General features: G+C 56.4%; 20 protein-coding genes and 3 pseudogenes. 14 read left to right on the top strand and 9 right to left on the bottom strand.

Annotated elements, in window-relative coordinates; all coding sequences use genetic code 11:
• Positions 1 to 181 precede the first annotated feature (181 nt).
• Entirely contained in the window at positions 182 to 757 is a 576-nt protein-coding gene (locus M5B96_RS08345; RefSeq protein WP_248796210.1) for a flavodoxin family protein, read from the top strand.
• 34 nt (positions 758 to 791) lie between these two features.
• On the opposite strand, the gene M5B96_RS08340 is transcribed toward M5B96_RS08345, so the two are convergent.
• The gene (locus M5B96_RS08340) at positions 792 to 1253 is read right to left on the bottom strand and encodes a helix-turn-helix domain-containing protein (protein ID WP_248796209.1); all 462 of its coding nucleotides are present in this window, start codon (positions 1251 to 1253) and stop codon (positions 792 to 794) included.
• A 269-nt stretch (positions 1254 to 1522) separates the two neighbouring features.
• Between M5B96_RS08340 and M5B96_RS08335 the strand changes: the two genes are divergently transcribed.
• Entirely contained in the window at positions 1523 to 2446 is a 924-nt protein-coding gene (locus M5B96_RS08335; protein WP_248796208.1) for a LysR substrate-binding domain-containing protein, read from the top strand.
• 126 nt (positions 2447 to 2572) lie between these two features.
• On the top strand, positions 2573 to 3475 hold the full coding sequence (locus M5B96_RS08330) for a LysR family transcriptional regulator (RefSeq protein ID WP_248796207.1): 903 nt from the start codon (positions 2573 to 2575) through the stop codon (positions 3473 to 3475).
• Positions 3476 to 3549: 74 nt separating this feature from the next.
• Here the strand turns inward: M5B96_RS08330 and M5B96_RS08325 are convergent, their stop codons facing one another.
• The 3 genes from M5B96_RS08325 to pnuC all read right to left on the bottom strand — a co-directional run bounded on the left by M5B96_RS08325 (position 3550) and on the right by pnuC (position 6810).
• Entirely contained in the window at positions 3550 to 4035 is a 486-nt protein-coding gene (locus tag M5B96_RS08325; RefSeq protein WP_248796206.1) for a Spy/CpxP family protein refolding chaperone, read from the bottom strand.
• A gap of 416 nt (positions 4036 to 4451) precedes the next feature.
• Entirely contained in the window at positions 4452 to 6044 is a 1593-nt protein-coding gene (locus M5B96_RS08320) for a lactate dehydrogenase (RefSeq protein ID WP_248796205.1), read from the bottom strand.
• Positions 6045 to 6216: 172 nt separating this feature from the next.
• Positions 6217 to 6810, bottom strand: a complete 594-nt coding sequence (gene pnuC / locus M5B96_RS08315; protein WP_248796204.1) for a nicotinamide riboside transporter PnuC — start codon at positions 6808 to 6810, stop codon at positions 6217 to 6219.
• 278 nt (positions 6811 to 7088) lie between these two features.
• Here pnuC and M5B96_RS08310 point away from each other — a divergent pair, with 278 nt between their 5' ends.
• The 5 genes from M5B96_RS08310 (at position 7089) to M5B96_RS08290 (ending at position 13072) form a co-directional block, all read left to right on the top strand.
• Positions 7089 to 9485 (top strand): filamentous hemagglutinin N-terminal domain-containing protein, encoded by a 2397-nt coding sequence (locus M5B96_RS08310; RefSeq protein ID WP_318654830.1) that lies wholly within the window; start codon positions 7089 to 7091, stop codon positions 9483 to 9485.
• Between the two features lie 280 nt (positions 9486 to 9765).
• Positions 9766 to 10116, top strand: coding sequence for a hypothetical protein (locus tag M5B96_RS08305; RefSeq protein ID WP_248796203.1), 351 nt, complete (start codon positions 9766 to 9768; stop codon positions 10114 to 10116).
• Positions 10117 to 10643: 527 nt separating this feature from the next.
• Positions 10644 to 10979 carry an Imm40 family immunity protein gene (imm40, locus tag M5B96_RS08300; protein ID WP_248796202.1) on the top strand — a complete coding sequence of 112 codons (336 nt, stop codon included), beginning with the start codon at positions 10644 to 10646 and terminating at the stop codon, positions 10977 to 10979.
• Between the two features lie 243 nt (positions 10980 to 11222).
• Positions 11223 to 12443 carry an RDD family protein gene (locus M5B96_RS08295; protein WP_248796201.1) on the top strand — a complete coding sequence of 407 codons (1221 nt, stop codon included), beginning with the start codon at positions 11223 to 11225 and terminating at the stop codon, positions 12441 to 12443.
• A gap of 131 nt (positions 12444 to 12574) precedes the next feature.
• Positions 12575 to 13072: a hypothetical protein gene (locus tag M5B96_RS08290; RefSeq protein WP_248796200.1), complete on the top strand. Its 498-nt coding sequence runs from the start codon at positions 12575 to 12577 to the stop codon at positions 13070 to 13072.
• A 219-nt stretch (positions 13073 to 13291) separates the two neighbouring features.
• Here the strand turns inward: M5B96_RS08290 and M5B96_RS08285 are convergent, their stop codons facing one another.
• Positions 13292 to 13891, bottom strand: a complete 600-nt coding sequence (locus M5B96_RS08285) for a hypothetical protein (protein ID WP_248796199.1) — start codon at positions 13889 to 13891, stop codon at positions 13292 to 13294.
• A 113-nt stretch (positions 13892 to 14004) separates the two neighbouring features.
• Positions 14005 to 14919 (bottom strand): hypothetical protein, encoded by a 915-nt coding sequence (locus M5B96_RS08280; protein ID WP_248796198.1) that lies wholly within the window; start codon positions 14917 to 14919, stop codon positions 14005 to 14007.
• A gap of 284 nt (positions 14920 to 15203) precedes the next feature.
• Here M5B96_RS08280 and M5B96_RS08275 point away from each other — a divergent pair, with 284 nt between their 5' ends.
• The 6 genes and pseudogenes from M5B96_RS08275 (at position 15204) to M5B96_RS08250 (ending at position 20557) form a co-directional block, all read left to right on the top strand.
• Entirely contained in the window at positions 15204 to 15644 is a 441-nt protein-coding gene (locus M5B96_RS08275; RefSeq protein ID WP_248796197.1) for a hypothetical protein, read from the top strand.
• 372 nt (positions 15645 to 16016) lie between these two features.
• Positions 16017 to 16628: pseudogene (locus M5B96_RS08270) on the top strand (IS4 family transposase); the annotation flags it as partial.
• Between the two features lie 167 nt (positions 16629 to 16795).
• Positions 16796 to 17239 (top strand): DUF2846 domain-containing protein, encoded by a 444-nt coding sequence (locus tag M5B96_RS08265; RefSeq protein ID WP_248796196.1) that lies wholly within the window; start codon positions 16796 to 16798, stop codon positions 17237 to 17239.
• Between the two features lie 541 nt (positions 17240 to 17780).
• Entirely contained in the window at positions 17781 to 18209 is a 429-nt protein-coding gene (locus M5B96_RS08260) for a hypothetical protein (RefSeq protein ID WP_248796195.1), read from the top strand.
• A gap of 248 nt (positions 18210 to 18457) precedes the next feature.
• Entirely contained in the window at positions 18458 to 19258 is an 801-nt protein-coding gene (locus M5B96_RS08255; protein WP_248796194.1) for a class I SAM-dependent methyltransferase, read from the top strand.
• Between the two features lie 57 nt (positions 19259 to 19315).
• Positions 19316 to 20557 (top strand): M20/M25/M40 family metallo-hydrolase, encoded by a 1242-nt coding sequence (locus M5B96_RS08250; protein ID WP_248796193.1) that lies wholly within the window; start codon positions 19316 to 19318, stop codon positions 20555 to 20557.
• A 70-nt stretch (positions 20558 to 20627) separates the two neighbouring features.
• On the opposite strand, the pseudogene M5B96_RS08245 reads toward M5B96_RS08250, so the two are convergent.
• The 3 genes and pseudogenes from M5B96_RS08245 to M5B96_RS08235 form a co-directional block, all read right to left on the bottom strand.
• A pseudogene (locus M5B96_RS08245) lies at positions 20628 to 20784 on the bottom strand (helix-turn-helix transcriptional regulator); the annotation flags it as partial.
• Positions 20785 to 21043: pseudogene (locus M5B96_RS08240) on the bottom strand (type II toxin-antitoxin system RelE/ParE family toxin); the annotation flags it as partial.
• Positions 21044 to 21046: 3 nt separating this feature from the next.
• Positions 21047 to 21619 carry a LuxR C-terminal-related transcriptional regulator gene (locus M5B96_RS08235; protein ID WP_248796192.1) on the bottom strand — a complete coding sequence of 191 codons (573 nt, stop codon included), beginning with the start codon at positions 21617 to 21619 and terminating at the stop codon, positions 21047 to 21049.

Here is a 21619-nt window from a genome sequence, read left to right as displayed (position 1 = left end):
CTGTTTACGGGGCCTGCGCTAGCCAGCAGCGGGGTCGTGGCTTTTCACGCACCCTGGAAAATTAACAACGTTTAACTCGTCCTGTATCCGGTCTACGCCCAAAAATCCAATTCTTCAAGTTCAACGGAACGCCTCGGCCTTCTTGCAACAAAAAGGATCAACACGTCTGGAGGACGCCGGAATGAGCAATGTGGTGGTGGTCTATCACAGTGGCTATGGCCACACCCGGGTCATGGCCGAAGCGGTGGCCCAGGGGGTGGAGCGGCATTCGGGCAGTGTCTGCTGGCTGATTCCGGTCGAGGAAGTGGACGAACATTGGGAGCGCCTGCACCAGGCCGATGCGATCATCTTTGGTGCCCCGACCTACATGGGCAGCGCCTCGGCGTCCTTCAAGCGGTTTATGGAGGCCACCGCGTCGTTCTACCTGGCCCAGCCCTGGCGCGATAAACTCGCTGCCGGGTTCACCAATTCCGGCAGCCTGTGCGGCGACAAGCTCAACACCTTGCTGCAGATGGCCGTCTTCGCGGCCCAGCATTCGATGATCTGGGTCGGTCTCGACCTGCTGCCGGCGCGCTCCAGCACTGGCGTGTTCGATGGGCAATTGAATCGCCTGGGCAGTTCCCTGGGGGCCATGGCCCAGTCGAATGTCGAACAGTCTCCCGAGCATGCGCCACCTCCCGAAGACCGCTGCACTGCCGCGCGCCTGGGTGAGAGGGTGGCACGCCTGGCCGAACGCATGCGCCATCCGGCGCTTTGAATCAGCCAAGCACCCGGGGATCTGCTGGCGTTTCTCAACGGCTGATTGCAGTCGCGGGTTCGGCCGCACGCATGGACGATCTTTTGCTGCTGAGCGGGGCGGAGCTGACCGTTCGGCAGCGCCAGGCAAACGGGTTGATGCCTTCGCTGCGGGTGAAGATGTGGCAGAAGTGCGACTGATCGCAGAACCCGCATTCCAGGCTGATTTGAGTCAACGTCAGGTCGGTGTCCTGGATCAGTTGCTTGGCCCGTTCGATACGCTGGCGCCGAATCCAGTCCTGCGGCGACAGGCCGGTGCTGCACTTGAAGGCCCTGGAGAAATGACTGCGGGACAGGGCGCAGGCCCGAGCCAGCTCGGTCACTTCCAGTGTTTCACTGAGACCGTCGTGGATCAGCTTCTTGACCAGGCTTTCCCGCCAGGGAGAGAGGCCTCCCACGGTGGCTTTGCGCGTTTCAGTGGTTGCTGCGTGGCTGGCGTTGTACTGAATGTGGGCCATGGCATATATCCGTATTGGTGGGGATGCGCTGGCGTACTGCATGCTGGGCCAACAGCTTCCCGCCTTAGAAAACTGGTCTGCACAGAGGGCTTCATTCTTGGTCGCGGGGCACTGGCGCGCGAGTTAAACGTTGTTAATTCCTTCATCTGGCGAGGGGCCGAAACACCACCAGGACAGCACACCGCTGCAATTGTGACGGGCGTGTTCAAGTGCAACATGGGGTGCATGTGACGGTCCTTCAGGATCGCTTTGCCCATGGGAGTGTGCTGATGAACCGTAGCGACCTGCGCCGCGTCGACATGAATCTGCTGGTGATTTTCGAGGCCCTGATGTTCGAAAAGAACCTGACCCGCGTGGCAGAAAAACTGTTCATGGGACAACCGGCGGTGAGTGCCGCGCTGGGACGCCTGCGGGATTTGTTCGACGACCCGCTGCTGTTGCGCAACGGTCGCGGGATGGAGCCGACGGCGCGGGCGTTGGCGATTCTCAAGGAGCTGCAACCGGCAATGGACACCATCTCGGGTGCTGTCAGCCGGGCCAAGGCGTTTGATCCGGCGACGAGCTGCGAGGTGTTTCGCATCGGTCTTTCGGACGATGCCGAGTTCGGTTTGTTTCCGCCTTTGTTGGGGCAACTGCAGAAGGAGGCGCCGGGGATCGTTGTGGTGGTGCGCCGGGCCAATTATCTGCTGATGCCGTCCTTGCTGGCATCCGGGGAGATCTCCGTCGGGGTCAGTTACACCACCGAATTGCCGGCCAATGCCAAGCGTCGGAAGCTGCGCGATATTGCCTGCAAGGTGTTGCGCGGTGACGATCGGCCTGGTGAATTGACGCTCGATGAATACTGTCAGCGGCCCCACGCCATGGTGTCGTTTTCCGGCGACCTGAGCGGCAATATCGACCTTGACCTGGCCAAGGTCGGTCGTACCCGCCGCGTGGTGCTGGGGGTTCCGCAGTTCAGTGGCTTGCGAGCGATGCTCGCCGGGACCGAAATGATCGCCACGGTGCCCGACTACGCGGCTTGCGCATTGGTTGAAGGCTGTGCCTTGAGGGCGCAAGAACCGCCTTTTCCCATCGAGGCGGCGCAACTGTCGATGGCCTGGAGCGGCGTTCACGACAACGACCCGGCGGAGCGCTGGCTGCGTTCGCGAATCAGTCAGTACATGTCAGAGCCCCTGAACATCACATCCTCTTAGGCGTCACCGACGCATCGGGCTGGGTCAACGAAACCGTGCGGCGCCGGCGGCACGGGCGCCGATAAATGGGCTGTCAGAAAGCAGAAAAGCCGCTATAACGTGTTGACTGTCAACCAGAGAGTGACAATGAACCCGTTCGAAGACATGCGTATTTTTTGCCAGGTCATGGACTCCGGCAGCTTTACCGCGGCGGCGGATCAGTTGGGCCTGTCCAAGCAGTTTGTCAGCCGCCGGCTGATGCAACTGGAGGAGCGCCTGGGCGTGCGGCTGATCAATCGTTCGACCCGGCGGCTGGACATGACGCCTCTGGGGCAGAGTTATTACGAGTCGGCTTTGCGTCTGCTAGGTGAAGTCGAGCAAGTGGAGCAGGGCATCGCCGGCCAGACCGTCGAGCCCCGTGGCACCATTCGCTTGAGTGCACCGCTGTCGTTTGCCATGGCGCACTTGGGCGAAGTGTTGCCGGCATTCTTGCAACGCTATGGCGATGTCACGGTTGAAGTTGATCTCAGCGACCGTCCGGTCGATCTGCTGGGGGAGGGCTACGACCTGGCGTTGCGCATCGGGGTGCTGGAAGATTCGACGCTGATCGCTCGACGCATCGCTTCCATCCCGCGGGTGTATTGCGCCAGCCCGTCCTATCTGGCTGAGCGCGGCACCCCGGCCAGGCCCGAGGATTTGCAGGGTCATGACTGCCTGCCTTACGGCCACGGCCGGCAGGTGCAATGGCGTTTCGCCGGGCAGGGCAAGCCATTGATCATCAATGTCACGGGAAGGATGCGGGTCAACAATGGCGAGTTGCTCAAGGACGCAGCCGTCGCGGGCATGGGCATTACCTATCTGCCGACCTTCATTGTCGCTTCGGCCTTGAAGGATGGGCGGCTGGTATCGGTGCTGGATGACTTCTGCCCTGAGCCGCTGATGTTATCGGCGGTCTACCCGCAGCATCGCCAGAGGTCGCGGCCGGTGCAGGCGCTGATCGAGTTCCTGCGTGAATGGCTGGACCTGACCGTGACCCCAACCGCTCGTTGAATCGGGGCTTTGATCGGATCAGGCATCGCTACCGACTCACGTCTGTTCGGTAGCGCACAACGCACCGCACTGGATCAATGAAATCTGTCCGCGACTTCGTGCCGCTCCCCGCGCTCACTGCGAAACAGTTTATCGGCGGTCTTTTTCTGATCGGCCGAAAGTGTGCCGTACAGCACGCTGAATGAGGTGGCAAGCTTGCGCAGATTGTCCGCGTGCATCTGGGCCAGCCTGGCATAGGACTGCATCGCGTCATCGGCATTCAACGAGGGCAGCTTCTGCGCCTGATCCAGGTAGGCCTTATCGGTGGCATGGGCATTGTCACGCATGGTTTTCGCATAGGCCTCCCACTGGGCGGACTGCTTGTCGCTGATCTTCAGTTTGGTGTGCAGTTCGTTGATCCGCTTTTCTACCAGGTCTTCGTATTTCTTGGCGTGACGGGCGGCCACCTGTGAGACGGCGTCGGAGCTGCTCGCGGCCATCGTCTGTGTCGAGAAGGAGGCACTGAGGACGGCCAGCATCAACATGGCGGGCATGGCCGCTTTGAATGCGAAGTTTTTCATATTCGTCTATCCGGATCAGGGGGCGGCATCTATGTCTGCAACCTTACCACTAAGCGCGGCAGCGAACCGACGAACTGCCGGTGGCGTGTCATCGTTCTTTACCCGGCATTCAGGGATTTTGCTGTGCCAACCACACTTGCCCATGGCAATGAGAGCAGCCGCTAATCCGTTGCACTGGAGAACGATCACATGAAACGCACGAGCCTATGGATCCTGGTACTTTCTGGCGCCCTTCTGCTGGGGGGCTGTTGGCCTTACTGGCACGATGGCGGACACGGTGGCGGGCGTGAGCATGGCCGCTACTACGGTGACGAGCGAGGAGGGAGTCAGGAATATCGCGGGTAAATTCATGGCAACAGGGCGGATAGAGCCCCGCCCTGTTGCCCATGTGACTGGGGTAAGGCTGACCCCCAGGGTCAGCTGTTGAGTTTTGTCGGGTACGAATCCAGCAGTATCTTGTCCTGCAGGCCGGCCAGGATTTCCTTCAAGCGCGCAGCGCCCGATGGCGTCTTGTCCGTGCTGTCCGGGTGCAGCGCGCGTTCCAGCACATCCAGGAAACTCTGGGTTTTCGAGGAGCTGACGGGGAGCGTTTTCTGCTCTATCAGATGGCCCATCACGTATTTGGAAATCTGCGTCGATTGGCTGGCCGACTGGCTCACCGACGCTTGGGTCAACTCACCCTTTTCATAACCGATATTGGTTTGGCTGCTGGCTGTGTCGTTGACCCGATAGAACAGATAGTTCTGCGAGTCCGCGTGGTTGGTCAGCTTCAGCTTCTGGCCCGCGTACAGCGCCCTGTGGTAGCTGGCGTTCAGGTCCGATCGCTGGTCCTGCTCGATGGAACGGTTCTGCGGATCGCGGCCCTTGAGTCGAGTGGTTTGGGACAGGTTATAAGCGAAGGTATCCCGTTCGCTGGGACGCATCGGGTTGCTTGCCTGGGGTATCTGCGTCACCGACGCGGAGAAGTCCGCCAGGCCGGTCAACAGGTTGCGGTCGAGAGCGCTGGGTGCAAGTGGGTCGACGGTCGCCGGCGTACTTGCCGTGCGGGTCGCGGCATAGTTGCTGTTGAGGGTGGAGAACGCATCCTTGAACATCGACATCAAATCGCGGTCAGCGTTACCCCGGGCGGTGGCGGCATCGATCTGCTTGAGGTAGCTCTGGATCGCCTTGGCCTGTTGAGTGGCATTGCCGACAATCGCCTGGTTCTTCAAGTCCACGGACATTTGCAGATCGCCCGAAGGCCCACTCATGCGTACCGAGCGTTGCTGGCCATCGGATTGGAACTCCAGGGTCTGGACGTTCTTGTCATCGAGTTTGAGCTTGGTGCTCAGGTCGACCGACGAAAATACCTTCGAGTCGAACTGGGTCAGGGCATCCAGCTTCAGCTGGGGCGTCTCGGCGGTCAAACCGTCGATCGCGGTCTGGAAACCGTTGGCCATCTTGGCCAGGGCCGCGCTCTCTTCATCCGTGAGGTCGCCGCCTTCCACTTGGGCCTGCACGGCCATTCCACTGTCCTGGTTCGCCATGCTCAAGGTCACGGTTTTACCGCTGGCGGTCTTGATGGTCAGGCTGATCGTGCTGTCGGCATTGCTGCTGTGCAGCCTGGTTTGCGCGGCGGCAACCTCGGCGGCGTTGAGCGGCTTGAGGCCGGTCGACTGGACCACCGTTTGCGAGATGTCCTTTTTAGTGTCGGCCAGCTGCATCAGCAGCGCCGCACCCAGGCCGGCAAAACGGGCGGAGTTGGACTTGCTGGCGAGGTTGCCGCCCATCGTGAACGACACCCTGTCCAGTGGAGTTCTTTCCCAGACGGGCGTCGGCGCGGCGTCAGGCAAGGCTCCGCGGGCATTGTAGGTGTTGATTTCGACCACATTGGTCTGGCCGAGAATCACGCTGGAGGCGGGCGCGGAAATGGCCGCGGTCGCTTCGGCAGGCTGTACGCCCGCCGGCAGATTACCAACAAGCTGGGAAGGGCTCAGCGTCAAGGCGCTGATCGACGATATCCCTGTCATGGAACCTCCTGAGGCAAGATAATTATTCTATGTACAGGAGTGTATCGACGTTGACACAAATAACTTGAGGGCGGCGGCGGCAGATCGGAAATGTGTTGTCCAGTGTGCTGAGGCCCTGTGATGGCGGGGCTCAGGCGCTTGTCCCCGGATGCCGTGTCGCCATCGTGATCGACTAGAGTCCGCCGGCTCGCGGAAATGGCTGTTGTTCCTGGCATTTCAGATCTTGCCGCCAGGCCCGCAGTCCATAGATCGCCAGCACCACGAAGCCGGCGTACAGCGCTGCCGTCAGTTGCAGGTCCTTGAACAGGAACAGGCCGACGTAGATCACGTCCAGCACGATCCACAGCCACCAGCTGGCGACATACTTGCGTGCCGCCCAGACGCTGGCCACCAGGCTGAAGGTGGTGAGCGCGGCGTCGACCCAAGGCACTGCCGCATCGGTAAACCGCACCATCAGGGCCCCCAGCAGCGCCGCGCCCAGGGCTCCGCCAAGCAGGCCAAGCAGGCCTTCGCGCAAGGACAATCGGGCGACATGGACCTTGCCCTCGCTCAGCCCGCCCTGGCTCCAGCGCCACCAGCCATACCCCTGCAACACGGCGAAGACGCCTTGCAGCAAGGTATCGGAATACAGCTTGGCGTCGTAGAAAATCCAGGCGTAGAGCAGCACCGCAACGACGCTGACCGGCCAGCACCAGCGGATGCGCCGGGCGGTCAGCCAGACGCCGAGGACATTGACCAGGACAGCAATGATTTCAAGTGTGGACATGCGGGGAGGTCTCGACGGAAGCAATAGCGGCGTCTCGTGCCCAAGTGCGGGCGAGAGGCCGGCGTAGTTTGGTGTCGGATTCGATACTTATCAACGAATTACCGCAACATCTTCTGAACTGGCCTTTCCGGGTCGAAAAAAGTCATGAAACATTTTGAATATATTTCATGCTGGACAAATTGACGCCACTGAAATAGCGCCATAGTATCGCCGCCGGTTGATGGCATAACGCTATCTTGCGGGCGCCTGTCGCGCCTCCGTTGCATTGAGATCCCGACATGGACGTTCGTCAGTTTGCCTTCCTGGCTCGCCAGCCTTCTGCTGCCCTGAAAAACCGTGAGCACTTCCTTGGCCTGCCCAAGCGCGGGTTGGCGTTCATTCTGGCGAACGCGATGTTCTGGCAACCGTTGCTGGCCCAGGCGGATGGGATCGTGGTCAACGCGCCGGGGACGACGCTCGGTCAAGCGGGTAATGGCGTGCCCATCGTCAATATCGCCGCGCCGAATGCCCAGGGGCTGTCGCACAACCAGTTCAGCGACTACAACGTCGGGGCCAACGGGGTCATCCTCAACAACTCAACGAATAGAACCCAGTCCACTCAACTGGGCGGGATCATTCTCGGCAACCCGAATTTCAATGGTGTTGCGGCCAACGTCATTCTCAACGAAGTGAATGGTGGCAGTCCGAGCCAGTTGCGCGGCTACACCGAGGTGGCGGGGCAGTCAGCCCATGTGATCGTGGCCAACCCGTATGGCATCAGTTGTAACGGCTGTGGCTTTATCAACACCCCGCAAGCGACGCTGACCACCGGCAAGGCAGTGATTACCAACGGTCAGGTCACGGGTTATCAGGTTGACCAGGGCAGCGTGTCCATCGACGGCGCCGGTCTCAACGCCAGCAATATCGACCAGTTCGAAATCATCACCCGTGCCGCGACCATCAATGCGCAGATCAATGCCAAGCAACTGACCGTTATCGCCGGGCGTAACGATGTCGACGCCCGCACGCTCAGCGCCACGGCGCGTGCCGACGACGGCAGCACCAAGCCACAAGTGGCCATCGACTCCTCTGCACTGGGTGGCATGTACGCCGGCGCCATCAAGCTGGTGGGTACCGAAGCCGGGGTCGGGGTAAAACTGGCCGGCAATCTGGCGGCCAGCGGCGGTGATATCCAGCTCGATGCCAACGGCCAACTGAGCATGGTCCAGGCCACCGGCAGTGGCGCCGTCAATGTGAAGGCCGCCAGCCTGGATGCCCAAGGTCCGGTCTACGCCGGCAGCAGCTTGAGCGTGCTGACCACGGGTGACCTGAATAGCCAGAACAACCTGGCGGCCAGGGACAATATCACCCTCGGCAGCGGCGGCCAGTTGACCAACCACGGCATCATCGAGGCCGGGGTCAACGCCGACAACACGCGCAACAGCACGGGTGATATCAGCGTCACGGCGCAGAACTTCAGCAACACCGGCCAGAGCGTTATCGCCAGTCGCGACTTGAGCGTCACCGTCACGCAAACCCTGGGCAACCAGGGCGGTACCTTGAGCGGGCAGCGGCAAGCCACTGTCACCGCAGGGACGCTCGACAACCAGAACAAAGGTCGGGTCCTCAGCGCTGACCAGCTGAACCTGACCGTTGATACGGCGCTCAACGGCCTGGGTGGCCTGATCAACAGCTCGACCGCGCTTACGGCGACCTTGGGCCATCTGCTCAACAGTAACGGCCAGCTCAGCACTGATGGCACGCTCAACCTGACGGTCGATAACCTTGAGAACGGCGTCGGCACGATCTCCAGCAAGGGCGATCTTGTCGCGACGGTCCGGACCTTTGGCAATCAGGCGGGCGTACTGGTCAGTCAAGGCAATCTGAACCTCAGTGGTGACAACCTCGACAATACACACGCCGGTCTGATCGGGGGCGTCAAAGGCACCACCCTCAAGGTCGGCCAAATCGATAACCGTGGCGGCGAGCTGTCCAGCACCCAGGCTGTGACCCTGGTGGGCCAGCAGCTCAACAATGACGACAACGGCAAGGTCCTGGCCGACAACGATCTGCATGTGAGCGTCGCCGCCGTCACCAACCGCAATGGCGGCCAATTACTCGGCAAGGCGGGTACCACAACACTCAATGGCAGCAGCCTGGACAACAGCGGCGGTACGCTCAGCGGCAAATCGGCTTTGGTCATTACCTTGGACGGCGCCCTGGCCAACCTCCAGGGCCTGATCGCCAGTGACGGCAGCCTGAGTGTCAATGCCGGCAGTCTCGACAACAGCAGCGGCAATCTGTCCAGCGGTACTGCCCTGACAGTCACCACCACCGGTGCCGTCACCAACCAGGGCGGCAAGATTGCGACTGCCCAGATTATCGGGCTGCTTTCTGCGTCTTTGGCGGGTGGCGATGCTGCTACGGGAAGCATGATTGGCGGGGCTGGGGAGAAGTACAACGCGCAAGGACATCACACCCCACAAGAAGACGTAGACCATGAATTAAGAAAAGAGTTGGGTGAGCACCTTCCTGTTCAGGAGCAAGAGGACCTTGGGGATGAGACGATTAAGGTCGACCCAGGACTCAGCCCAGGTATTGGCTTAGGGATAGGGGGCTTCTGGGTGGGGGGAAAGGAGGGAGCGGGGCAAAATCGGGCGTACCCGGAGAGGATTTCACCCCCAACCCTAACATAACGATTCCCTACGCTCGTCCTCCAGACGCTGGCCCAGGAGCAGATCAGAGGGCTTCTGTGCAAGGGCGACCTTGTGTTGATTGCGGAGCAATAACAAGTCGTCAGGTTGCTGACCACATTGATCCATTAGTAGTGCAGTATTATAGGGACGGAGCGGTCGACTCGCAGGCTCAAAGGTCGCTCAACGCCGTCCAGCCCCACTGTCCAAGTTGTTCGGCAAGCCAGGGCGGACAGCTAGGAGCATTTGGCAAGGCTATGAGAAAATATTTTGGATTTTGACTATGAAAGAAAATATAGAAGCGGTACAGCGGGCAGTTTGTTCAAGGTTGGGTGTGGAATTTTTTGGATGTGATCTGAATCATAAAGTTGGAATATCCCTTAACGTTAAGGATGGGGTACGTCCGTTGAACGGCATGCGAATTAAACCCGAGCTTGGAACGTGTGGCTGGTATATATGGGCTGGAGAGGTACTTTCTGATGCTTCAGATTTTTTTGCTCCTTTGCATGTCTCGCACGTTGAAAATTGGGAGCCCCTGCTTCTCCCATACTTGGGGCTTCCACCTGGATCAAGGTTTCTCATCACGGAACAATACGAGGATGTCTGGTTCGACTCCAAGCTTCTCAGTATCTGACTGGTGATCGATAAGTGTCAGGGAATCTTATCTGGCCCTGAAAAGCCCGATTGGCCTCGCCGTTTGCCAAATACAATTAGGGCCTGGCAGGAAACGGATTGGGCTGCATCTGCCGTCTAGCGCGGGAGGGGGCGCCGAGTCGATATGAACCAAACTGGCGCTGACCTAGTTTTCCGGGCAGGGACTGAAGACTTCTGTGACCGCCACTGAAGAGAAGTAGGGTATTTTCTTACCCTGAGCGATATCGGTGGAATCACGACCGCTTCCAGGGCCAGCTGATTTAAGGTCAGGATAACCTCTTTCGGGCTACTTCGGATCGGATGCACATCCTCTCCAGCACATCCAACAGTGAGTAATCCCCCGGCATGGTGTCAGTCACGCAGCTTACTGGTAGGGACGGCATCGTCAGGGATATACTAAAAATTCCTGGTGACTACCAAGGTAAAGAGGGGGTTTTTGAGTTCATTAAAGAGCCCGATGGTTCTATAAATCATCGTCTATTTAGGCCTAGTCGAGGAGAGTAAATTTTGGCGGGTTTTTGGTCAGAAGAAATTGATGCAATTTTAGGTGTGGGGGATTCGTTAGAATCCATAGGTGTGCGCAATTGGGCACTTACCGCTGTGCAGGCAATAGAAGCTATTGCTCGTCTATCTAGTGCGGGCGTGGCTATTTTGGGGGGGGATGTTTATAGTCTGGAGTCGGGTTGTATCGAACAAAACTACGATAGCTGGTTTTGCAATAAAAATAATTTCGAATCCGAAGCGGACTTTGTTGTTCGGAGTGCTTTGAAAGCTAAGGAGTATATAGAGCGTTATGATGTTTCGAAGGGGGGTATTCTTTTTGCGTTAGTGCCGGTGGCATGAAATTGATCGAAATGGTAGATGTTGGTCGTGAGTAACGTTGATACAAAGCCTGATTGAATGCTTGTTTGAAGTGCTTGCATTGTAGGTGGCGAAAAAAAGAACGGATTTGTTTGTTTTTTCTATAATCGTCAGGAGTCATGTGGTATCTGATCGGAAAGTCCGCTTAACTCTCGATAAGCCAAGTTTTCGCGCTTCCGTATATGTCATGTGCTGTCTAATGTTCGTCGGCTGCAAGGAGTAATAATGGTCACTTGGTGGCGTATCAATAACGGCAAAAAAACTGGGTCAGTCGAAGTGGATAAGCTGAAGCGATCTTGCCAATCCAAGGGCGCTGGTTCAAAAAACATTCTGTGGAACGAAAGCATGGATCCTTGGCGGCCTCGGGATAAAGTATCGGAGCCGTACGACTTAAAGGCAGCAGATTCTCCGTCTTTATTATGGAGCACCGATCCTGGCAGGCCTGGTGATTCCTCCGCAACTCGCTGGCCTCGGTTTTTCGCTCGTATTTTTGACACGTGGTGGGAGGCGGGGCTCACAATCTTAGTATTGGGCGCTGTATTAGGTAGTTGCTCCACAAATTTCGTTGAGTGGATCCATAAGACAGGAGCGAATCCGCTGTTCAGTATACTATGTCTCCCGATTGCAATGTTATTGGATGCTTTGTTGTATCGGGTGTTCGGAAACACCCCCGGTAAGGCTTGGCTTGGACTAAAGGTTGAAACGTCCGCTGCAAAGTCGCTAAACTTTCTTCAGTATCTCAACCGAAATTTTTCAATATGGGCCAGCGCGTTCGCTTTCGGAGTTCCTTTCGTCAATCTATTTACAATGGCGAACCAAGCGCACAGGCTTAGGGGGGGGCATCAAACTAGCTATGATGAGTCCTTGAATTTTCGAGTGCGCTCAAAACCTTTAACCTGGGTACGTAAAATTACTTTTGGTTTTGCCTTTGTAGGCGTTTACGGAGGCATAACATTATTTAGCTCTATGGATCAAGCTACCCAGCGTGAAGTGCTACAACACATCATGCAGAGGAGCTACTATTGGGAAAATCCACTTACTAAACTTAGAGCAAAGCTTGATTCGCGTTGGAAGTTTTCTGCTCGGGTGAATGGTGGTGGCCACCAAGTGTATGAGTTTTCCGAACGAACTGGTCATGCCGTAGTCGTTTTTGCTATGCAACAACAGGCAGGTTCTACCCTGGATGAATATGTGCGTGCATTCCAAAAAAATGCGGTGACCTATATGAGCTTCTCGGGTGGCGGTCGTTTTTTCGAAAAAGAAAAATACCCATATTGGCAAGGTTATGGTGGGATGGTTAAGGATGGAGGTTCCCGACTTAAAGTCAAGATAGTCCAGTCTGGCTCGTGCTTTTGGCGAGTTGTAATAATCCAAGAAATGCCCTACGACTATACAGATGTGTTAGTGGGGGAACTCCAGATTGCACTTTGGAATACGGTGAAGTAGTCCCAGAATCTCTATGTCGCAGAGTGTTGTGCGATAGAGGGGGTGAACAATTTTTCATATTTATAGCGTTAAATCAGTGCGTGGATTTTGCACGGTCTTTCTGGAAAGTATCTCACGAGTAGGTAATTTTTATGTCTCTGCGCCATCTTCTTCTATGTCTAATCGCATCCACCCTTGTCGCATCCTGCGCTACGCCGTTGACTCCTGAACAACAAAAGGCACAGGACATTGAAACCGCCAAAGCCCTCGACTATTTCACACGCCCCGTGGAGTTGACTGACGATGGTGGACATTCAGCCGGTTATACAAAACTCCTATTTAGACGATTCGGAAGTGGCTTCATTCTTTCCTACTACAGTAAGGAAAAAATCCGCCCTCTCTACTCCGAGAGGGTCACGGAATGCGTCGGCCGCGTCGACCCTTCGCCAACCATTGACTGCAAATTGTATAACGGCTTCAACAGCAGGCTCGGATTTACCTATACCGTTGCATCTGAAGACACCATAGTGACGGATCCAGCGTTGATTCCATTACAGCGCCACATAAATGTAAAGAAGGGGGATTTAATTGTAGAAACGCGCCACTCCCCGCAGAGCTGGCGATTTGCAGGACGGTTTCTTGGGGAGTGATCTCTGTCCTTGCTTAACAACGTGTTGTCCTTAACGAGGGGTAAGACTTGGGTCTTCGCTTTATGGCACGAGGCGCAGCCCCGCAGCCCTCAATCAGTACGAGCGTGAAAAGAGGACAAATTTATTTAATTTCGTTGAGGGCCGCCCAGGAATCAGCAGTAAACGTTGTCTGGTGCGGGATGATGGCACCTAGTCGATATGAAACAGACCGGCGGCGCCTTAGTTTTTCGGGCAGGGATTGAAGACTTCCGTGACCGCCGTTGAAGAGAAGTAGGGTATTTTCGTACCCGGGACAGTACCTGCAGAGTAGGACTTTTTTCCGGTGTCGCGGACATAGCTCTTATCGGAACCCATTGCGCTTGGCTGGTTCTGGCCGATCAGGTAATCCAGAAACTGGATTTTTATTGGGGTGTTGAGATGCCCGTTGGCGGTCATCGGGATGATCTGTGTGGCACCAGCTTGTGTGAAGGCAAAGAAGCTCTCGGCGGCTTCGCGGCCACGGAAGGTCTTGATGCAGAGTACATCGCTGGTGCGCAGGGTGATGAAGCGTTGATAGCTACCGCCTGAATAAGTGCTCAGTATCAAGCCATCGCTGGCAAGGATTCCCAAGCCTTGCACGGCCCTGCACTGTCCGTCGCCACCATGATCCGAACCATAGGGCAGGTAGCACCAGTTGGTTTGGCTCAGGGCCTGCATCGAACCCTGGGGAATCTTCAGGTCGTGCTCAATCTGTCTCAGGGCTTCAGGTGTTTGATAAGGAATGCTGCAGCCGGTGAGCATCCAACCAAGTAGAACGTAGAACAGGCCATAGGGGCGCATAAAGTCTCCATAACGGGGTAATTGAATAAAAATGGCTATAAGTACACAGCGTCTCACCTTTGCGCCATGACCTTCAGAGCTCTAATTTGTGCTTGATGGAAAATTCGTATCTTTCAACTACCGATTGGAGTTCTAAGTCTTTCTATTGCGTCCTTACATCCATACTGGGCGGCTTTTTGAAGGTAGTGGAGTCTCTCCTGCTTCAGGCTCTGTCTAGACATTTGAGTGGCAAGAGACATGTAGAGATTGGCGCGAGTGTCTTTCTCATCAAGCGAGACGATTGCATCGCTATCTCGGACCCCATGAAACATGTCACAGATCGCCATAATTGTTGATTGCGGGTAATACTTGCGAAGTGAGTTTTCATCATTTGGTAAGGCGTCGATCAGTGAACGGAATTCAGTTGTTTTGACATCATCAAAGCAATACATGAGCATCTGTGTACCTGCTGGGGCAAACCCGTGGCTCAGACTGGATTTTAGCAGCGTACAGATTTTATCAACGACTTTTTCACGAGGTTCAAATCGCGAAGAAATCCAGGCCAGGCGGTACTGCGCGGCTGGATTGCCTTCATCAGCTGATTGTTTGAGTAGAGGGATTCCTTTATTTAAAAGTGATGTCAATCGTTCCCGATATTGTTTCTTTTGATCCTCGGAAGGTTTCGTTTCAGAAGAGCGACGACCGTACTTTCTGAAAAAATCGTTGTCTTCTTTGTCGATCTCATCAAGGTAAGGTAATGCCTTAAAATATAGCGCTTCGCTTTCGGAGGTGATTTTGAAACTCTCGGCGTTTGCACCAACTGTGGAGAAAAGTAGAAATATTAATGCGAGGCGCTTGATGTTGACTCTTACCACGAGGCCGTCCTTTGCTACGGTAATACATATGGTGTTCAATGATAGCATAAAGCCATGAATTGGCGCATGAAAGATGACGCGTTGTAGGCGTTCGAATAGGCCGTTTTTTGTGCCTCCAGGCGCAGCCCAGCAACCCTCAATCAGCACACGAAATAGCCTTCCGAAAAAACTCATATTTCCCACACGCTTCAGGCATGGGAGAATATTGCGTGCGCCAAACGTCAGGGCTACAGTTCGACTGTCGCTGCAAATTCAGCGACATCGGGTTTTGCAGCCCGGCTCGAAAAGGCGCACAGCGCCGCGTAAGCGGCATTTTTACGCTCGTGTTATGGCGAGCTGTGCGCAGGAGGCTTCGGCCTGCCGGTTCCTTTTCCCGGTCTGCAAACCTGTGTACGGCTCGCCACCTTTCGTTTTGCAGCGTGGGTGACGAACTTCCATTCATGAAAAGGAGCGTCACCATGACTAAGAAGATCACCCCCGATCCGCCGATTGTTAGCAAAACCCTCAGTACCGCTGACAGAAGCATCTACCTGCGTAAACTCTCAGATAACCCATCCAACGGGCCTGAGTCAGTCCCGATCAATCCCCCTCGATTGCTCGATACCCTCGCGTTCACTTGCGCCAAACCCGTCATCCCCGAAGCCCCCTACAAACCCACGCTGTTCGCCATCCAGCCGGGCATCAACGCCCAAGACGCGCTGAGCTACGTTTCGAACCTGCTCGAAACGGCTGAACTCAATGGCGACGAAATCAGCCTGCATACCAACCCCGTCGAGCGGGCGTTGTTCTGGGGCATGCTGCATTCGGTGGAGGTGGCGCGTGCAGTGGTGGACGCCTTGCTTGAGGGCGCGGCCCCGTCCAATCAGCTGTCCTCACGCAGTGGACAACCTGTCGATTGATTGAGGCAATGAGCAAATAAATCTGCTCCCGTTTCTCCAGTGTGTGTGTCTTGTAGTGGGGTTATTTGTCAGTTCGAACAGAAATTTCCCGGTGTGAAGGTTAACGTGACAACAGGTAAACGCTGATGATAAGTAGTATGCGAGAGATTTTTTCTGAATTGGAGCAGAAGAACTAAAAAGGGGGACGGATTTATTTGATTTTGTCGGTGGGTGCCAAGGGTCGGCAGTGAATAAACAGAAAATAAATCCGTCCCGAATGGCACTTACTTAACGGCTAACTGACTGATATAGCTGCAAAAAATGAAAAAGGGTTGGTCTTGGTCTACGGTGATAGTTGCGAACACACACCGATCAAGCAAGGACACAGCCCGAGTGAATCGTAGACGCCAAATCGTCCGGCATCAACAGCAACGTATGCGCCAGCACGCCACGAACAGCAATGCTCATGCTTTCTTCAAGCTGCTCACCAATCCAGAGCTACTGCGGGGTATCGAGTCGTCGATACCCAAGCATCGCCAGCGGCTATTCCCGCCGACCGAAACACTGTCGATGTTTTTTTGGGCCCAGGCGATGAGCGCCGATCGGTCCTGCCAGAATGCCGTGAATGATTTGTCTATCAAACGCTCCTGCGAGGGTTTGAAATCCAACAGCATTCATACCGGCGCTTACTGCAAAGCCAGAGCGCGGTTGCCGGTGGAGATGGTTTCAACCTTGTTGCGCTCCACGGGGTCATCAATGAGCAACCAGGCTCCGTCGTCATGGCGTTGGAGGGGGCGGCCTGTGCGCCTCGTGGACGGCACCACGGTCACCCTGCCGGATACACCGGCCAACCAAGAAGCCTACCCGCAATCTCGTGGGCAAAAAGCCGGGCTGGGCTTTCCCATCTGCCGGTTGGTGGGAATCGTTTTTCTCGCCAGCGGTGCTGTTTTGGATGCCTCGTTGGGACGTTTTCGCGGTAAAGGAGGCGATGAGCAGACTCTGCTGATGAGACTGTATTTCAGCACGTTTGGGGGCTTGTTCGGAGTTTCCTTAGCGGCACTGGCATCACACGCTGATGAAATTATTTCCGTTTTTTCAATGATGGCTCATTGCCTTTTGTCGAGCGCTGCCGATAACGGTTCGTTGGACTCATCAAAAAATGGAGATACACAATGTTCAAGCAGTTCATCTTCACCGCTTTGCTGGCACTGACCGCCCTTACCGCTGGCTGCGCTTCGGTAAAAATGGCTGACGACAACCAGGACGCTCAAGCCAAGACGTTTCAGGTCAGCCCCGACAAAGCCAACATCTACGTTTATCGCAACGAAAGCATGGGCGCCGGCGTGAAAATGCCCGTCGCGCTCAACGGCAAGCCAGTAGGGCAGACCGTTGCCAAGTCTTACCTGATGCTCTCTGTCCCGGCGGGCCAGCAGACGTTGGTGTCTTCGGCAGAAAACGATTCCGAGTTGAAACTTACGGCTGAAGCCGGCAAGAACTATTTTGTCTGGCAGGAAGTGAAAGTAGGTTTCATCAAGGCCCGCAACAATCTGCAAGTTGTCGACGACAAAACCGGCCGTGCCGGTGTCAGCGAAAGCAAGTTGATCCAGGCTCAGTAAGGTTCCGGTCGCTCCCGCTTGCAGTGCGGGAGCGATTCAATCAAGCGCTTATCCCGCCTCGCAGATGTACCTCGGAAAAGGGGACGCATTTGATTGGCACTTAACTCTCTTCGGATGCCTGCTTTCCTGACATCCTCCGTTGCTGATCGACGTGTTTTCATCAGTATGGGGTAAGGCTTGGGTCTTCGCTTTAGCGCGCGCGGCTCAGTAGCGCTCAATCAATACGCGAAATGGACTGCCGAAAAAACTCATATTTCCCACATGCTTCAGGCGTGGGAGAATATTGCGTGCGCCAAACGCCAGGACTACAGTTCCGCTGTCGCTGCAAATTCAGCGACGCGGGTTTTGCAGCCCGGTTTCGAAGAAGGCGCACAGCGCCGCGTATGCGGTATTTTTATGCTCGTGTTATGGCGAGCTGTGCGCAGGAGGCTTCGGCCTGCCGGTTCCTTCTTCCCGGTCTGCAAACCTGTGTACGGCTCGCCACCTTTCGTTTTGCAGCCTGAGATGACGAGCTTCATTCTTAAGAAGAAGGAGCGTCACCATGTCAAAGAAGATCACCCCCGATCCGCCGGCCGTTCGTAAAACCCTCAGTACCGCCGACAGAAGCCTGTACTTGCGCAAACTCTCCGATGAGCCTGAGCCGGTCCCGACCAATCCCCCTCGATTACTCGACACCCTCGCGTTCACCTGCTCCAAACCCGTCACCCCCGAAGCCCCGTACAAACCCACGCTGTTCGCCATCCAACCGGGCGTCAATGCCCATGACGCACTGATCTACGTTTCGAATCTGCTCGAAACGGCTGAACTCAATGGCGACGAAATCAGCCTGCATACCAACCCCGTCGAGCGGGCGTTGTTCTGGGGCATGCTGCATTCGGTGGAGGTGGCGCGTGCAGTGGTGGACGCCTTGCTTGAGTGTGCGGCCCCATCCAATCAGCTGTCCTCACGCAGTGGACAAACTGTCGATTGATTGAGGCTGTGAGCAAATAAATCTGCTCCCGTTTCCCCACTCAGAGAGATCAAGTATTTGGCTGCTTGATCTCTTTTTCGTTTAAGGCCAACGCAAATCTTGCTGCCTTCCTTGTACCCGCCAATTCACGTACGCTTTGAAGATCGTTCAACTCTGTATTAGACGCAATGAGCATTGCGTAAGACTCAGGCAAGACAGCCCGGTCGAGATTTATTGCAGACGAAGAATCATTCTAAGGGAACTAGAACATGTCATCCGCCAAGAGCGTCATCAGCAGCAATCGAGACGCCTGGAACGCCTCCGCCGACCACCACAGAACCAGCCGCGCCTGGACGACTCTCCTCGAATCAGTCGGCATGCCGGACTTTTCATGCCTGGATGCAACCCTGACCGAGCGCTTGCGTGAGGTCGGTATCGCCGGCAAGGACGTTATCCAACTGGGCTGCAACAACGGCCGCGAATCACTTTCGTTATTTGCCTTGGGCGCCCGAACCGTCGTGGGGCTGGACCAGGCCTCGGCCTTTCTGGATCAGGCCCGCGAGCTGACGGCACGCTCCCCCCATACACCGACATTCGTCGAATCCGATGTGCATGAGTTACCGGCCGATCTTCACGAAAGTTTCGATATCGCCCTGATCACCATCGGCGTCCTGAACTGGATGCCAGACATCAAGGCATTCTTCGTCCACGCAGCGAAGACGCTCAGGCCGGGCGGCACGCTGGTGATCTACGAAACACATCCCTTTCTGGAGATGCTGGACCCCGAGTCTACCGACCGGTGGAGAATCTCCAGCTCCTACTTCCAGACCGGCCCAATCGTTGAAGACAAAACCATCGTCTACGAAGGCCAAGCCGAGGCCAACGGCATCAGCAGCTACTGGCATCCTCATACCCTGGCTGAAATCATCACCGGCACGATCAGTGCCGGTTTGCGCATCAGTCATTTTTCGGAGTACCCGCACTCCAACCGGGAAGAGATCTATGACATCTATGAAGACGGCTATTGGGCTGTGCCAATGTGTTACACCCTGACGGGCATCAAGATGTAGCGAGGATGAAGCAACCGGTAGACATGCAACACTCCAATAAAAAACAAGGATCCGTTCATGACGTTCAATCTCCCCCGCACCGTATTGGCCACCACCCTCGGCCTGGCGCTCGCCTGCGGTTTCACCGCACCGGCCTGGAGCGCCGAACCCCATAAACAAATCCAGGCCGACGCCGAACAGTACAAGGCCGAAGCCCTGAAGTTGCTGGAACGCCTGGTCAATATCGATTCGGGTTCCGGCTACGAGCCGGGCCTGACCCAGGTACGCGATATCACCGTTGATGAGCTGAAAAAACTCGGCGCGACCATTGAACTGGTGCCCGACGCACACGCCCGTAACAGCCACGTACTCGCTACCTTCAAGGGCACCGGCAAGGCCAAAATCCTGTTGATGGCGCATATGGACACCGTGTTCAAGGAAGGCTCGGCAAGCGAGCGTCCATTCCAGATCAAGGACGGTCGCGCCTACGGCCCTGGCGTAATGGATGACAAGGGCGGCATCGTCGCCGGGATCTATGCCCTCAAAGTGCTGAAGAACCAGAACTTCCAGGACTACGCGCAAATCACCTTCCTGCTCGACGCCAGCGAGGAAACCGGCTCGGAGATCGCCTCCGAACTGATCCGGAACACCGCCAAGGCCCACGACGTGACCCTGAACCTGGAACCCGGTCGTCCGGCCGATGGCCTGGTGGTCTGGCGCAAGGGCAGCGCCACCGCAGTAGTCGAGATCAAGGGCAAGGCCGCGCACGCCGGCGTGGCACCGGAGTTGGGACGCAACGCGGCCATGGAAGCAGCCCACCAGATCCTGCAACTGAGCAAGTTGGGCGATGAAGAGAAGAAGACCACCATCAACTTCACCGTGCTCAAGGCCGGGGACCGGATCAATGTGATCCCTGACCAGGCCACCGCCAAGGCCGATGTGCGGGCGGCATTGCCGGAGGAGTTCGATCGGATCGAGAAGGACCTGGCACGGGTTTCGGCCAACAAGCTGATTCCGGAAACCGAGGTCAAGACCAGCCTGTTGCGCGGTTTGCCGCCGATGCCGGAAACCGCCGAGTCGGATGCGCTGGTGACCATCGCCCAGGGGATCTACGGTGAACTGGGCCGCAAGCTGACTATCGAGGGCAGCGGCGGGGCGGCGGATGCCAGCCTGTCGGCGGGCGTGGGCACGCCGACGCTGGATGGCTTCGGCATTGTCGGCGGTAATATCCATACCCCCGAGGAATACGCCGAGGTGGAAAGCGTGTCGCCCCGGATCTATCTGCTGAGCCGCATGATCATGGAACTGGCCAAGCGCTAGGGCCTGGTTTTGTCAGATCGTTCCCGCAACGCCGGGAACGATCTGAGCGCAGGTTGCCCCCAACTTTGCATCAGCCCGCCTGGGTATAACGTTCGATAGTGGGCTGTTCTCGATGCTCCACCGTCTGCCTGAATACTCAGCCAGAGACGTGCAGTACTGATGCCAGCGCGCTCCAGTCTTACAGCAAGATCTGGGCTGATGGGGGCATGCCCATGAAGGAACTCCGTTCAGTGGTAGTCCAAGTAGTTGACCAATTCGACGTCCGTTCCTACGAAACGGAAGATTACACGCCAGTTGGCGGTCACGGTGATTGGCCAGAGTCCTGACATTTCACCTTCTAGCGCGTGTAGCCTCCAACCAGGAAGGTTCACATCATCTGGATGTCTCTGCCCGGTTTAGCGCGAGCAATACGCCGGATAATCGCTTTGCCTGGTCCGGGCTGATACCGCTGGTTGAGCCGCTTTCGAAAAAAAAACGAAGGACTTTGCCTCAATCGACAAAGATGATCTTCGACACCAGGTCCGCGCTGTTCTTGGCCTGCATCTTTTTCATCAGGCGGGCGCGATGGACTTCCACGGTCCGGTGGGAAATCGCCAGTTTCCTGGCCACTTCCTTGCAGGTCAGGCCATTGACGATATGCATCGACACCTCCCGTTCCCGCGGCGTGAGGTCCACCGTGCTGTGATGCGCCCGGTCCAGGCGCTCGAAATGCCAGACCATCAGCTTGAACGGATCGTCCGGGGTCAGGGTATAGCCCTGGGACCTGGCCCAGAACACCTCGCCGTTCTTGTGCTGCATAAAGCGTTCATCGGCGTAGGAGCCGCTCTTGCTGCGGCGCAGCCAGTTGCGGCTGCGATTGCCGATGGTCTTGTAGTCCGCCTGGGACGGGTAGATCAGCAGGGTCGACTGCCCCACCAGCTCTTCGCGCGGGTAGCCGAACAATTCCAGGAAGGCCTCGTTGCAATCGAGCATCACGCGGTTGCCGGTGATCAATTGCGCTGCGGGCGAGACCATGAATGCCAGGCGCTGAAGGTCTTTCAGTTGTTGCGTGAAGACGGTCAT

Origin of the sequence: Pseudomonas sp. MWU13-2105, from assembly GCF_023242315.1 — a bacterium.
Lineage (GTDB): Bacteria > Pseudomonadota > Gammaproteobacteria > Pseudomonadales > Pseudomonadaceae > Aquipseudomonas.
Note: the sequence above shows the minus strand (reverse complement) of the source record. Positions and strands in the feature narration are given on the sequence as shown.

Bases quoted from the DNA above. Each gene is read 5' to 3' on its own strand.
- M5B96_RS08310 (WP_318654830.1), top strand. From the start codon at position 7,089: ATGGACGTTCGTCAGTTTGCCTTCCTGGCTCGCCAGCCTTCTGCTGCC.
- M5B96_RS08255 (WP_248796194.1), top strand. From the start codon at position 18,458: ATGTCATCCGCCAAGAGCGTCATCAGCAGCAATCGAGACGCCTGGAAC.
- M5B96_RS08330 (WP_248796207.1), top strand. From the start codon at position 2,573: ATGAACCCGTTCGAAGACATGCGTATTTTTTGCCAGGTCATGGACTCC.
- M5B96_RS08345 (WP_248796210.1), top strand. From the start codon at position 182: ATGAGCAATGTGGTGGTGGTCTATCACAGTGGCTATGGCCACACCCGG.
- M5B96_RS08280 (WP_248796198.1), bottom strand. From the start codon at position 14,919: ATGAGTTTTTTCGGAAGGCTATTTCGTGTGCTGATTGAGGGTTGCTGG.
- M5B96_RS08265 (WP_248796196.1), top strand. From the start codon at position 16,796: ATGTTCAAGCAGTTCATCTTCACCGCTTTGCTGGCACTGACCGCCCTT.
- M5B96_RS08285 (WP_248796199.1), bottom strand. From the start codon at position 13,891: ATGCGCCCCTATGGCCTGTTCTACGTTCTACTTGGTTGGATGCTCACC.
- M5B96_RS08260 (WP_248796195.1), top strand. From the start codon at position 17,781: ATGTCAAAGAAGATCACCCCCGATCCGCCGGCCGTTCGTAAAACCCTC.
- M5B96_RS08325 (WP_248796206.1), bottom strand. From the start codon at position 4,035: ATGAAAAACTTCGCATTCAAAGCGGCCATGCCCGCCATGTTGATGCTG.
- M5B96_RS08340 (WP_248796209.1), bottom strand. From the start codon at position 1,253: ATGGCCCACATTCAGTACAACGCCAGCCACGCAGCAACCACTGAAACG.
- M5B96_RS08250 (WP_248796193.1), top strand. From the start codon at position 19,316: ATGACGTTCAATCTCCCCCGCACCGTATTGGCCACCACCCTCGGCCTG.
- M5B96_RS08320 (WP_248796205.1), bottom strand. From the start codon at position 6,044: ATGACAGGGATATCGTCGATCAGCGCCTTGACGCTGAGCCCTTCCCAG.
- pnuC (WP_248796204.1), bottom strand. From the start codon at position 6,810: ATGTCCACACTTGAAATCATTGCTGTCCTGGTCAATGTCCTCGGCGTC.
- M5B96_RS08235 (WP_248796192.1), bottom strand. From the start codon at position 21,619: ATGACCGTCTTCACGCAACAACTGAAAGACCTTCAGCGCCTGGCATTC.
- M5B96_RS08305 (WP_248796203.1), top strand. From the start codon at position 9,766: ATGAAAGAAAATATAGAAGCGGTACAGCGGGCAGTTTGTTCAAGGTTG.
- M5B96_RS08295 (WP_248796201.1), top strand. From the start codon at position 11,223: ATGGTCACTTGGTGGCGTATCAATAACGGCAAAAAAACTGGGTCAGTC.
- M5B96_RS08335 (WP_248796208.1), top strand. From the start codon at position 1,523: ATGAACCGTAGCGACCTGCGCCGCGTCGACATGAATCTGCTGGTGATT.
- M5B96_RS08275 (WP_248796197.1), top strand. From the start codon at position 15,204: ATGACTAAGAAGATCACCCCCGATCCGCCGATTGTTAGCAAAACCCTC.
- M5B96_RS08290 (WP_248796200.1), top strand. From the start codon at position 12,575: ATGTCTCTGCGCCATCTTCTTCTATGTCTAATCGCATCCACCCTTGTC.